Annotated in this window: 1 protein-coding gene (running past one end of the window); it reads right to left on the bottom strand. The window is 72.7% G+C overall.

From position 1 onward, the window contains the following. Nucleotides 1–175: 175 nt before the first annotated feature. Nucleotides 176–14,430, bottom strand: partial view of a type I polyketide synthase gene (locus tag RM788_RS38720; RefSeq protein ID WP_315924538.1) — the 3' portion only. The gene runs 13,492 nt beyond the window's last position; 14,255 of the gene's 27,747 nt are visible here — the last part of the coding sequence; its start codon lies off the right edge, out of view — the gene reads right to left on this strand; it ends in the stop codon at nt 176–178.

Here is a 14,430-nt window from a genome sequence, read left to right as displayed (position 1 = left end):
CCACCTCTTCACAGAAACCAGCACGTCCCGGCACTTCCGACAGACCACTGATTCGAAAACTAACGAGGGGCCGTCAGGGATGACACCCCTGACGGCCCCCTAGGTGCCCCCTACGCATTCACCCCGAGAACAAGGGGAAATACGAGGCCCTTATCGGGTGCGAACGCATTCCTGGCTAGACACCGAACTCCTTGTCGATGAAGTCGAAGATCTCGTCGTCATCGGCGGTGTTGAGCTGGTCGGCGACGCTCTGGACGCCTCCCGCGGGGGCGTAGCGGGCCAGCAGCGCCTGGAGCCTGGCGACCACCCCCGCCCGTGCCTCGTCGCCGAGGTCGGTCCGCCCCGCTGCGCTCTCCAGGAGCCCCAGTTCGTCCAGCACGGGCTCCGGTGCCCGCTCGTCGAGTTCCAGCCGTTCGCGCAGGAAGTCGACCAGCGCGGCGGACGTCGGGTAGTCGAAGACGAGCGTCGCGGGCAGGGCGAGACCGGTTGCCGCGCCGAGAGTGTTGCGCAGCTCGACGGCGGCCAGCGAGTCGAAGCCGAGTTCGCCGAACGCCCGGTTGGGCTGCACCGCGTCGATCCCGCTGTGGCCCAGCACCGCGGCCACCCGTGCCCGCACCACGTCGAGCAGCAGGCGGTCCCGTTCCATCGGGGTCAGCGCGGCCAGCCGGCCCACCAGCTCCGACTGCTCGGGCTCGGCGGGTGCCGGGGCCATCGCATCGCGCACCTCCGGCAGGTCCGCCAGCAGCGGGCTGGGCCGGGCCGCGGTGAACACCGCCGCGAACAGCTCCCAGTCCACGTCGGCCAGCGTGACGGTCGTGTCCCGCTGCGCCAGCGACTCGCGCAGCGCGGCGACCGCCCGTTCGGCGGGCATCGCGGTCACGCCCCGGCGGCGCAACTGCTCCGTCGCGTCGCCGTCGGCCATGCCACCGTCGGCCCAGGGGCCCCAGGCGACCGACAGGGCCGCCAGGCCGCGTGCCCGGCGCGACTCGGCCAGGCCGTCGAGCGCGGCGTTCGCCGTGGAGTAGGCGGACTGGCCGCCGCTGCCCCAGGTGCCCGCGATGGAGCTGAACAGCACGAACGCGTCCAGCTCGCGGTCACCGAGCAGCTCGTCGAGGTGCCGGGCGCCCGCGACCTTCGCCGCGAGGACCGCGTCGAACTCCGCGAGGCCGTGCTCCTCGATCGGCTGGAACAGCTCGGCACCGGCCGCGTGCACCACGGACGTCGGCGGGTACTCGGCCAGCAGCGCTTCGACCGCCGTGCGGTCGGCGACGTCGCAGGCCACGACGGTGACCCGTGCGCCGAGCGCCTCCAGTTCGGCGGTCAGCTCGGCCGCGCCGGGCGCGTCCGGGCCGCGGCGGGACGTGAGCACCAGGTGCTCGACGCCCGCGCCTGCCAGCCAGCGGGACACGTGTCCGCCGAGCGCGCCGGTGCCGCCGGTGACCAGGACCGTGCCGCGCGGTGTCCACCCGGTCGCGCCGTCGGACGCCGGGGCGTGGACGAGCCGTCGGCCGAACACGCCGTTCTCGCGGATCGCCACCTGGTCCTCGGTGCCCGCCAGCACGGCGGTGATCCCGTCCAGAACATGGTCGTCCACAGTGGACGGCACGTCGACCAGGCCACCCCAGCGGTCGGGGTGCTCCAGCGCGACGACCCTGCCCAGGCCCCACAGCCCCGCCCGCACCGGGTCCACGTCCTCGGCGCCGGTCGCGACGCCGCCGCGGGTCAGGCACCACAGCGGCGCGTCGACCACGGCGTCGCCGAGCGCCTGCACCAGGACCACGGTCGACAGCGCGTCCTCCGCGAGGGACAGCACCCCGTCGACCGGACCGGCGGTGACCAGCTCCTCGGCCAGCAGGTCGCGGTCGGTCGACGCGTCGACCGGCACGACCTCGATCCCGCGGGCGGTGAGACCCGCGAGCAGCGCCGCGTCGTGGCCGCCCTCGGAGGCGACGACGAGCCAGCGGCCGGACGCCGTGGCCGGGCCGGTCGCGACCGGCTCCCAGCGCACCCGGTAGCGCCAGCCGTCCACTGTGGACCGGTCACGCCGGTTGCGCCGCCACGACGACAGCGCGGGCAGCACCTCGCTGAGAGGGCGGTCGCCGTCGAGGTCCAGGGTCGCGCTGAACGACTCCAGGTCCCCGCGTTCGACGGCCTCCCAGAAGCGGGCGTCCACCTCGTCCACCGCGACCGCCGCCGGGTCGCCCGCCAGCCAGAACCCCTCGTGCTGGAAGGCGTACGTCGGCAGGTCGATCCGCTGGGCCCCGCTGCCCGCGAAGTACGCGGCCCAGTCGACCGGCACTCCGCGCTCGTGCACCCTGCCCAGCGCCAGCAGCAGGGTCGCGACCTCCGGGCGGTCCTTGCGCTGCGCCGCGACCAGTTCGGCGTCGGTGGCGCTGTCCGCGCCCATCGCGGTGAGCACACCGTCCGGGCCCAGCTCCAGGAACGTCGACACGCCCTCGGACTCCAGCGTCCGCACCGCGTCGGCGAACCGCACGGCGTCGCGGACGTGCCGCACCCAGTACTCGGGCGAGCACAGCTCCTCGGTGGTGGCGATCCTGCCGGTCGACGTGGAAACGATCGGGATCCGGGGCGTGGCGAACGCCATGCCCTTCGCCACCACCAGGAACTCGTCGAGCATGTCGTCCATCAGCGGCGAGTGGAACGCGTGCGACACGCTGAGCCGCTTGGACTTCCGGTCGGGGAAGTGCTTCAGCACCCCCTCGACCGCGTCCTCGGCACCGGAGATGACGATGGAGGTCGGCCCGTTGATCGCCGCGATGGAAACCAAGGAGTTCGCCAGATCGTCGGCTCCGCCGACGGCGAGGTGCGGCAGCACCTCGTCCTCGGTCGCCTGGAGGGCGACCATGGCCCCGCCGGCGGGCAGCGCCTGCATGAGGCGACCGCGTGCGCCGACCAGCACCGCCGCGTCCTCCAGCGTCAGCACACCGGAGACGTGGGCGGCGGCCAGCTCGCCGATCGAGTGCCCGGCCAGGAAGTCCGGGCGGACGCCCCACGACTCGACCAGCCGGAACAGCGCGATCTCGATCGCGAACAGCGCCGACTGGGCGAACTCCGTGCGGTCCAGCACCTCCTGGTCGTCCAGCCGGACGTCCAGCAGCGCGGCGACCTCGTCGAACGCCTTGGCGAACACCGGGAACGCCCCGTGCAGCTCGCGGCCCATCGCGACCCGCTGGCTGCCCTGGCCGGTGAACAGCACGGCCAGCCTGCCGCCGGACACCGCCGACGACGGCTCCAGCGCGGCCAGTTCCCGCACCAGTTCCTCGTGGTCGGCGGCCACGAGGACCGCGCGGTGCTCCATCCGGGCCCGCGTGGTGGCCAGCGAGAAGCCGAGGTCCGCGAGGTCGGTCGGCGGCAGCGCGGCGAGCTGGTGCGCCTGCGCCCGCAGCGCTTCCGGCGTCCGGCCGGACAGCACGATCGGCACCAGGGGCAGCGGGGTCCGTTCCACGACCGGCAGGTCCGGTTCGGGTGCCTGCTCGATGATCGTGTGCGCGTTCGTCCCGCTGATGCCGAACGACGACACCGCGGCCCGTCGCGGCCGGTCCACCGAGGGCCACGCGCGCTGCTCGGTGAGCAGCTCCACGGCCCCGGAAGCCCAGTCCACATGAGGAGTCGGCTCGCTCACGTGCAGCGTCTTCGGCGCGGTCCCGTGCCGCAGCGCCATCACCATCTTGATCACACCGCCGACCCCGGCCGCCGCCTGGGCGTGGCCGATGTTCGACTTGAGCGAGCCCAGCAGCAGCGGGGTCTCGCGGTTCTGCCCGTAGGTCGCGAGCAGCGCCTGCACCTCGATCGGGTCGCCCAGCGGGGTACCCGTGCCGTGGCCCTCGACCACATCGACGTCCGAAGTGGACAGTCCGGCGTTGGCGAGCGCCTGGCGGATGACCCGCTGCTGCGACGGGCCGTTCGGGGCGGTCAGCGTGCTGGACGCGCCGTCCTGGTTGATCGCGCTGCCCTTGACGACGGCGAGCACCTGGTGCCCGTTGCGCCGCGCGTCGGACAGCCGTTCGACCAGCAGCACGCCCACGCCCTCCGACCAGCCCGTGCCGTCGGCGCCGGCGGAGTAGGCCTTCGACCGGCCGTCGGCGGACAGGCCGCGCTGGCGGGAGAAGTCGACGAACGTGTCGGGTGTGGCCATCACGGTCACGCCACCGGCCAGCGCGAGGTCGCACTCACCGCTGCGCAGGGCCTGAACAGCCCAGTGCAGCGCGACCAGCGACGACGAGCAGGCCGTGTCGACCGTGACGGCCGGACCCTCCAGCCCGAACGTGTAGGAGACGCGGCCGGACACGACGCTGCCGGAGGTGCCGGTGCCGAGGTAGCCCTCGACCTCGTCCGGGATGGACGACAGGTTCGTCGCGTAGTCGTGGTACATCAGGCCCGCGAACACGCCGGTCCTGCTGCCGCGCACCTTCGCCGGGTCGATGCCCGCGCGTTCGAACGCCTCCCACGACGTCTCCAGCAACAGCCTCTGCTGCGGGTCCATGGCCAGCGCCTCGCGGGGCGAGATCCCGAAGAACGCCGGGTCGAAGTCGCCCGCCTCGTGCAGGAAGCCGCCCTCGCGGGTGTAGGTCTTGCCGATGGCGTCGGGGTTCGGGTCGTACAGCCCGTCGAGGTCCCAACCGCGGCCGGTCGGGAAGCCGGTGACCGCGTCGCGGCCGTCGGCCACGAGCTGCCACAGGTCCTCCGGCGAGCTGACGCCGCCGGGGAAGCGGCAGGCCATCGCCACGATCGCGATCGGGTCGTCGTCGGCGACCTTCACCGCGGCGACCACGTCGATCACCTCGTCGTCGTCCACGAGTTCGGAGCGCAGGTGCGTCGCCAGTGCGATCGAGGTCGGGTAGTCGAAGACCACGGTCGCGGGCAGCCGCAGCCCGGTCGCTGAGCCGAGCGCGTTGCGCAGCTCCACGGCCGACAGCGAGTCCAGCCCCATCTCGACCAGGCCGCGGCCCGGCTCGACCGCGCTGGAATCCCGGTGGCCCAGTACGTTCGCGACCCGGCCGCGCACCAGGTCCAGCAGCAGTCGGTCCTGCTCCTCGGTCGGCAGTCCCAGCAGCTTGCGCGACCACGACGCCGACTCGGCCGACGCCTTGGCGGCGTTGCGGCGCTTGGGCGAGCGGACCAGACCGCGCAGCAGCGCGGGCACGTCGGCGCTCGTGCGCAGCACGGCCGTGTCCAGCTTCATCGGCAGCACCAGCGCCGTGTCGGCGCGCAGCGCGGCGTCGAACAGCGCGAGGCCGTCGGCGATGGGCAGCCCCGGCATGCCCGCCCGTGCCATCCGGGCGAGGTCGGCGGGCGACAAGCTGGCCCCCATGCCCGTGCTCTGCTCCCACACGCCCCAGGCCAGCGACACCGCGGCCTGCCCGTTGGCCCGCCGGTGGGCGGCGAGGCCGTCGAGGTAGGTGTTGGCGGCCGCGTAGTTCGCCTGGCCGGGCGCGCCGAGCACACCGGAGGCCGAGGAGAACAGCGCGAACAGCTCCAGATCCTCGGTGAGGTCGTGCAGGTGTTGCGCGGCATCGGCCTTCGGCGCCAGCACGGTGTCGAGGCGTTGTGCGGTCAGGGATTCCAGGATGCCGTCGTCCAGCACACCGGCGGTGTGCACGACGCCGGTCAGGTCGTCGATGCCCTCGATGACCAGGGAAAGCGCTTCGCGGTCGGACACGTCGCAGGCGACCACGTCGATCCGTGCGTCCAGTTCGGCGACCAGGTCGACCGCACCGGGTGCGTCCAGGCCTCGCCGTGAGGTCAGGACCAGGTGGCGGACGCCGTACTCGGCCACGAGGTGCCGGGCCAGTTCCGCGCCCAGGCCGCCCGTGCCGCCGGTGACCAGCACCGTGCCGTCGAGGGTCTTCTTGGCCCCCAACGCCAGCGGCACCAGTCGCGGCACGAACACCGTGCCCGCGCGCACCGCCATCTCGGGCTCGACCGCTCCGACCACACCCGCGAGCGCGGGCTCGTCGATGTCCAGCAGCACGATCCGGTCCGGGTGCTCGGACTGCGCTGAGCGGACCAGGCCGGACACGGCGGCCTGCGTCGGGTCCACGTCCTCGCCGGACACCGACACCGCGCCGGACGTGACGACGAGCAGGGTTTCGCGGTCGCCCGCCAGGAACTCCTGGAGGTCGGCCAGCACACCGGCCACGACGTCGTGCAGGTCGCCGGTCGGCACGACCAGCACCTGGGCGTCCGAGTCCGGCGCCACGTCGTCGGTGGGCGCGGGCGTCCACTCGACGCCGTACAGCGGGTCCGCGGCCTTGCGGTCGATCCGGTCGGGGCTGATCTCGCGCAGCACCAGCGAGTCGACGCGGACCACCGGCGACCCGGTGCCGTCCGCGGCCGATACGGACACCGCGCCACCGCGGCCGGTCGGCGAGATCCTGGCCCGCAGCACCGAAGCGCCCGCGGCGAACAGGCTCACGCCGTTCCAGGAGAACGGCAGCGCGCCCGGCCCGGTCTGGCCGATCCCGATCGCGTGCAGCACGGAGTCCAGCAACGCCGGGTGCACGCCGAACCCGGCGGCCTGGCGCTGTTCGGATTCCGGCAGCACGACCTCGGCGTACACGTCGTCGCCGTCGCGCCACGCCGCCGTGAGGCCCTGGAACACCGGCCCGTAGGCCAGTCCGCCCTGCGCCAGTTCGGCGTAGAGGTCCGTCACGTCCAGCGCGGTCGCGCCGGTCGGCGGCCAGGTCGCCAGGTCGAAGTCCGGCGTCGTGGTCCCGTCGGTGACGAAGCCGGTGACGTGGGTCGTCCAGCGCACCTCGTCGCCGTCCGGCCGGGAGAGCACGGTGACCGCCCGACGACCGTCCTCGTCCTCGCCGACCGCCACGTGCAGGCTGACGCCGCCGCGTTCCGGCAGGACCAGGGGTTCTTGCAGCAGCAACTCCTCCAGGTGGCCGCAGCCGACCTCGTCGCCCACCCGGACGACCAGTTCGACCAGCGCGGTCCCCGGCACCACCACGGCACCGGCCACGACGTGGTCGCCGAGCCAGCCGTGCGTGCCGACCGAAAGCCGTGCCGTGGCGAGGACTCCGCCGTCGGGCATCGGCAGCACCGCGCCGAGCAGCGGGTGCCCGGCCGGGGCCAGGCCCGCCGACGACACGTCGCCGACCGAGCCGGAACCCTCCATCCAGAAGCGCTCGCGCTGGAACGCGTACGTCGGCAGGTCGATCCGCCGCGCGCCGGATCCGGCGAAGTAGGCGGCCCAGTCGACCGGGACGCCGCGGCTGTGCGCCGCGCCGACGGCTTGGACCAGGGTCGTGACCTCGTCGCGGTCCTTGCGCTGCCCGGCGATCAGCACCGCGTCCGCGGCGCTCTCGGCACCCATCGCGGTCAGCACGCCGTCCGGGCCCAACTCCAGGAACGTCGTGACGCCCTTGGCCTCCAGGCTGGTCACGGCCTCGGCGAAGCGGACCGTGCCGCGCACGTGCCGTACCCAGTACTCCGGGTCCGTGACATCACCCAGCAGCGGGATCTTCGGGGCGTTGAACGTCAACGTCGAGACCACGGCGCGGAACTCGTCCAGCATCGGGTCCATCAACGGCGAGTGGAACGCGTGCGATACGGCCAGCCGCTTGGACTTCCGGTCCGCGAACTCCGCGACCACCTGCGCCACCGCGTTTTCGTCACCGGCGATCACGATGGAGGTCGGTCCGTTGATCGCCGCGATCGACACCAGGTCGGTCAAGTGCGGCGTGACTTCGTCCTCGGTCGCCTGCAAAGCGACCATCGCGCCACCGGCGGGCAGCGCCTGCATCAACCGGGCGCGGGCGTTGACCAACGTGGCCGCGTCCTCCAGCGACAGCACACCGGCCACGTGGGCGGCCGCGATCTCGCCGATCGAGTGCCCGGCCAGGAAGTCCGGCCGCACACCCCATGACTCGACAAGGCGGTAGAGAGCCACCTCCAGTGCGAACAGCGCGGGTTGGGTGAACTCGGTGCGGTCCAGCACTTCCTGGTCGTCGATCCGCACGTCCACCAGCGCCGCCACCGCGTCGAACGCGTCGGCGAACACCGGGAACGCGCTGTGCAGCTCCCGGCCCATCCCGATCCGCTGCGAACCCTGACCGGTGAACAGGAACGCCAGCCGTCCCTCACTGGCAGCCGTGGACTCCCCCTCGACGACGGCTTCCAAGCCGTGCCGCAGGTCGTCCGCGGAGGAGACCGCGAGCACCGCCCGGTGCTCCAGCCGCGCCCGACCGGTGGCCAGCGAGAAACCGAGGTCGGTCAGGTCGGCTGTGGTGTCGAGCAGCGCGGAAGCCTGGGCCCGCAACGCTTCCGGCGTCTTGCCGGACAGCACGACCGGCACGACCCTCGGTTCGACCCGCTGCACGACCGGCGCTTCGAAGATCGGAGCCTGCTCAAGGATCGCGTGGGCGTTGGTGCCGCTGAAGCCGAACGACGACACACCGACCCGGCGGACCCGTCCGGTTGCCGGCCACGGCACCGACTCGGTGACCAGGTCGACCATCCCGGCGGACCACTCCACCTCGTGCGTCGGCTCGGCCACGTGCAGCGTCTTGGGCACGACCCCGTGCCGCATCGCCATGACGGCCTTGATCACCGCGGCGACACCGGCGGCGGCCTGCGTGTGACCGATGTTCGACTTGACCGACCCCAGCAACAGCGGCGTGGTCCGGTCCTGGCCGTACGTCGCGAGCAACGCCTGCGCCTCGATCGGGTCGCCCAGCGCGGTGCCCGTGCCGTGCGCTTCCACGACGTCGACGTCCGAAGAGGACAGTCCGGAACCGGCGAGCGCCTTGCGGATCACGCGTTGCTGCGAAGGGCCGTTCGGCGCGGTCAAACCGTTGGACGCGCCGTCCTGGTTGATCGCACTCCCCCGCACCACCGCGAGCACCTCGTGCCCGTTGCGCTGCGCGTCCGACAGCCGCTCGACGAGCAGCATGCCCACGCCCTCGCCCCAGGCCGTGCCGTCCGCGCCGTCCGCGAACGCCTTGCAGCGGCCGTCGACCGCAAGTCCGCGCTGCCGTGAGAAGTCCACGAAAGCAGCGGGTGTCGACATGATCGTCACACCGCCGGCCAAAGCCAGCGAGCACTCACCGGACCGCAGCGCCTGCACCGCCAGGTGCAGTGCCACCAACGAGGAGGAGCACGCCGTGTCGACCGTGACCGCCGGGCCTTCCAGCCCGAAGGTGTAGGAGATGCGGCCGGACACGACGCTCGCCGCGTTGCCGGTGCCGACATGGCCTTCGAGGCCGTCGGGGATCCGGGGGAGCAGGTCGAGGTAGTCCTGGCCGTTGGTGCCCGCGAACACGCCGACCTGGCCGCCGCGCACGGACGTCGGGTCGATGCCCGCGCGTTCGAACGCCTCCCAGGTGGTCTCCAGCAGCAACCGCTGCTGCGGGTCCATCGCGGTGGCCTCCCGCGGGGAAATCCCGAAGAACGCCGGGTCGAACTCGCTGACGCGGTCGACGAAAGCGCCCTCGACCACGTAGGAGGTGCCCTCGTGGTCGGGGTCCGGGTCGTAGATGTTCGCCAGGTCCCAGCCGCGGTCGGTCGGGAACCCGGTCATCGCGTCCCGGCCCTGCTCCAGCAGCTCCCACAGCTGTTCCGGCGACGCCACGCCACCGGGGAAGCGGCAGGCCATCGCCACGATCGCGATCGGCTCGTCGACCCGCCCGGCGACGTCGGCCGTGGCCAGCGCTTCCGGCCTGGTGCCGACGAGTTCGGCACGCAGGTGTTCGGCCAGCACGGCCGGGGTCGGGTAGTCGAACACCAGCGTCGCGGGCAGCTTCAGCCCGGTCGCGGTGCCGATCGCGCCGCGGAACTCCACGGCGGTCAGCGAGTCGAAGCCCAGTTCCTTGAACGCCAGCCCCGATTCCACGACCGCGCCGTCACCGAGGACGGCCACGACCTGGTCCCGGACCAGTTCCAGCAGCACGTGCCGCTGCTCGGCCTCCGCCAGGCCGGTCAGCCGGGCCACCATGCCCGAGTCGCCGACCGGCGCGGTCGACAGCGCCTGCCGCGCCTGCGGGAGGTCGGCCAGCAGCGGACTCGGCCGCACGGACGTGAACAGCGGCGCGAACCGCTCCCAGTCGATGTCGGCGACGGTCTGCACGCCGACGTCCGAACCGACGGCCCGGCGCAGCGCGGTCAACGCGCGTTCCGGCGCCATCGGGCGGATGCCCTGCGCCCGCAGGTGTTCCTCGGCGTCGCCCTCGGTGGCCATGCCGCCGTCGGCCCAGGCGCCCCAGGCGATCGACGTCGCGGCGAGACCGCGGGAGCGCCGCGAGTCGGCGAGACCGTCGAGGTAGGCGTTGGCCGCGGCGTAGGCCGCCTGCCCGCCCGCGCCCCAGGTGCCCGCGATGGAGGAGAACAGCACGAACGCGTCGACGTCGCCGACCAGTTCGTCCAGGTTCTTCGCGCCGGCGACCTTGGCGGCCAGCACACCTTCGAACTCGGCCAAGTCCTGCTCCGCCAACGGCGAGAAGGCCTCGATGCCCGCCGCGTGCACGACGGCGTCCGGCGGATACTCGTCCAGCAGCGCCTTCAACGCGTCCCGGTCAGCCACGTCGCACGCGGCCACCACGACGGGAATCCCCAGTTCCAGCAAGTCCGCAGCACCCGGCGCGTCCAAGCCGCGACGGGACGTCAGCACCAACCGCTCGGCACCGGCCTCGGCCAGCCAGCGGGCGACTCGCCCACCCAGGGCGCCCGTACCACCGGTCACCAGGACCGTGCCGCGCGGGGTCCAGTCGGTGGTTCCGCCTCGGGTCGCCACCAACCGCCTGCCGAAGACGCCGGACGGTCGGACGGCGACCTGGTCCTCACCGCCCGCCAGCACGGCGACCAGCCGGTCCAGGGCCCGCTCGTCGAGTTCCGGGAGGTCTACCAGTCCGCCCCAGCGGGCGGAGTGCTCCAGCGCGACGACCCGGCCGAGGCCCCAGAGCTGCGCGAGTTCGGGCGTCACCACGACGTCGTCCCGACCGGTCGTCACCGCTCCGCGGGTCGCGAACCACAGCGGCGCGTCGACGTTCCGCACCAGGCCCACGGCGGCGAGCACGTCGGTGACCAGCGAAAGGACGCCGTCGAACTCCCCCACCGGCACCACGGTCGGCTCGGCCACCACGACGTCCAGGCCGCGCGCGGTCAATCCGCCGACCAGCGCGGTCTCGTCTTCCTCCGACACCACCAGCCATCGACCGGTGGCCCGGCCCGTCGGGGTGACGGGCTGCCACTCGACCCGGTACGTCCAGGCCGATCCTGCGCGCCGTTCCACCAGCTCGGGCAGCGCGTCCACAGCCGCCGCCAGGTCGCCGTTGTCGACGATGGCCCAGAACTCGGCCTCGTCGACCACGGGCGCGACCTGCGAGCTGAGCCAGAACCACTCGTGCTGGAACGCGTACGTCGGCAGTGCGGTCTTCCGTGCGCCGGAGCCCGCGAAGTAGGCGGCCCAGTCTACGGCCTGGCCTCGCACGTGCAACGCGCCCAGTGCCTTCAGCAGCGAGGTGACCTCGGACCGGTCCTTGCGTTGCGCCGACACCAGCTCGGCCTCGCGCACGGACTCCTGGCCCATCGCGGTCAGCACGCCGTCCGGGCCCAGCTCCAGGAACGTCGTGACGCCCTTGTCCTCCAGCGTGGTCACCGCGTCGGCGAACCGCACCGCGTCCCGGACGTGCCGCACCCAGTACTCCAGGTCCGTGACATCGCCCAGCATCGGGATCTTCGGGATGTTGAACGTCAAGGTTGAGACCACCGCGCGGAACTCGTCCAGCATCGGGTCCATCAACGGCGAGTGGAACGCGTGCGACACGGCCAGCCGCTTGGACTTCCGGTCCGCGAACTCCGCGACCACCTGCGCCACCGCGTCTTCGTCACCGGCGATCACGATCGACGAAGGTCCATTGATCGCCGCGATCGACACGAGGTCGGTCAGATGCGGCGTGACCTCAGCCTCCGTCGCCTGCAACGCGACCATCGACCCACCGGCGGGCAGCGCCTGCATCAGCCGACCACGTTCACCGACCAGCTTCGCCGCGTCTTCCAGCGAGAGCACCCCGGCCACGTGAGCAGCGGCGATCTCACCGATTGAGTGGCCTGCCAGGAAGTCCGGGCGCACACCCCACGACTCGACAAGTCGGTAGAGAGCCACTTCCAACGCGAACAACGCGGGCTGCGCGAACTCGGTCCGGTCCAGGGATTCGTCCAGCCGGACGTCCACCAGTGCCGCGACGGCGTCGAACGCCTCGGCGAACACCGGGAACGCCCGGTGCAGCTCACGGCCCATGCCGACGCGCTGCGAACCCTGGCCGGTGAACAGGAACGCGAGCCGCCCACCCACGACCGAACCGGACGTGAGCGCTTCGAGGCCCTGCCGCAGTTCGGTGTGGTCGGACGCGACCACGACGGCGCGGTGGTCCAGGGAGGTCCGCGTGGTCACCGACGAGAAGCCGACGTCGGCGAGGTTCACGGACGGGTCCAACGCGGCAAGCAGTCGATCAGCCTGACTGCGGACAGCGGCAGCCGTCTTACCGGATAGCACGACGGGCACCGCGGACAGCGGATTGCGTTCGATCTTCTGCGCGTGCGCAGATGGCGCTTGCTCGATGATCGTGTGCGCGTTGGTGCCGCCGATGCCGAACGCGGACACCGCGGCCCGGCGCGGACGCCCGGTCTCGGGCCACGTGGTCGCCTCGGTCAGCAGTTCGACGGCACCGGAGGCCCAGTCGACGTGCGGCGACGGCTCGTCGGCGTGCAGCGTCCTCGGGGCGATGCCGCGGCGGATCGCCTCCACCATCTTGATCACGCCACCGACACCGGCCGCTGCCTGCGTGTGGCCGACGTTCGACTTGAGCGCGCCGAGCAGCACCGGGCGTTCGCGGTCCTGGCCGTAGGTGGCCAGCACGGCCTGCGCCTCGATCGGGTCACCCAGCCTGGTGCCGGTGCCGTGCGCCTCGATCACGTCGATGTCCGAAGTGGACAGACCGGCGTTGGCGAGCGCCTGGCGGATCACCCGCTGCTGCGACGGGCCGTTCGGCGCTGTCAGCGTGCTCGACGCGCCGTCCTGGTTCACCGCCGAGCCGCGGACGACCGCAAGGACCTCGTGGCCGTTGCGCTGCGCGTCGGACAGGCGCTCGACGAGCACCATGCCGACGCCCTCGGCCCAGCCGACGCCGTCCGCCGAAGCGGAGAAGGCCTTCGACCGGCCGTCGGCGGACAGGCCGCGCTGGCGGGAGAAGTCCACGAACGTCTCGGGGGTCGCCATGACGGTGACACCACCGGCCAGTGCCAGCGAGCACTCGCCGGACCGCAGCGCCTGCACCGCGAGGTGGATCGCCACCAGCGAAGAGGAGCACGCAGTGTCGACCGTGACCGCTGGGCCTTCGAGCCCGAACGTGTAGGAGACGCGGCCGGACAGCACGCTGCCGGAGATGCCGGTGCCGACGTAGCCGCTGACCTCCTCCGGGATGGCGGTGAGACCGGTGGCGTAGTCGTGGTACATCAGGCCCGCGAACACGCCGGTCCTGCTGCCGCGCAACGACGCCACGTCGATGCCCGCCCGTTCGACGGCCTCCCAGGACGTCTCCAGCAGCAACCGCTGCTGCGGGTCCATGGCCAGCGCCTCGCGCTGCGAGATGCCGAACAGGGCGGGGTCGAACAGGCCCGCGTCGTGCAGGAAGCCGCCGGAGCGGGTGTAGGTCTTGCCGACCGCGTCGGGATCCGGGTCGTACAGGCCTTCCACGTCCCAGCCGCGGTTGGTCGGGAACCAGGAGATGGCGTCGGTGCCGGAGTCGACCAGGCGCCACAGGTCCTCGGGCGAGGAGACCCCGCCGGGGTAGCGGCAGGCCATGCCGACGATCGCGATCGGCTCGTCGGTGCCGATCGAGACCGCGGTGAACTGCTCGGTGTCCTCCTCCTCACCCACCAGTTCGGTGCGCAGGTGCGCGCCGAGCGCGGTGGCCGTCGGGTAGTCGAAGACCAGCGTCGCGGGCAGCCGCAGGCCGGTGGCCGCACTGACCGCGTTGCGCAACTCCACCGCCGACAGCGAGTCCAGGCCGAGTTCGACCAGGCCGCGCGCGGGGTTGATGTCGTCGGCCGAGCCGAAGCCCAGCACCGTCGCGACCTGCGCCCGCACCAGGTCGACCAGCAGCCGTTCCTGGTCGGTGCTCGGCAGTCCGGCGAGCCGGGCGACCCAGGGTGCCGCCGCCGCACCGGAAGCACCGGCGGCGATCCGTCGCCGCGGCATCCGGACCAGGCCGCGCAACGCGTGCTGGACCTGGCCGGTGGCGCGCAGTGCGGCGAGGTCGAGCTTCGCGGGCACCACGACCGGTTCGCCGACGAGCAGGGCGCGGTCGAACAGCGCCATGCCCTCGTCGATGCCCAGTGCGGGCATGCCGGAGCGGGCGATGCGGGCCAGGTCGGCGTCGGAGAGCGCCGCGCCCATGCCGGAGTGCT

The organism is Umezawaea sp. Da 62-37, assembly GCF_032460545.1.
Taxonomy (GTDB): domain Bacteria; phylum Actinomycetota; class Actinomycetes; order Mycobacteriales; family Pseudonocardiaceae; genus Umezawaea.
This window is presented reverse-complemented; position numbering and strand designations above follow the sequence as displayed.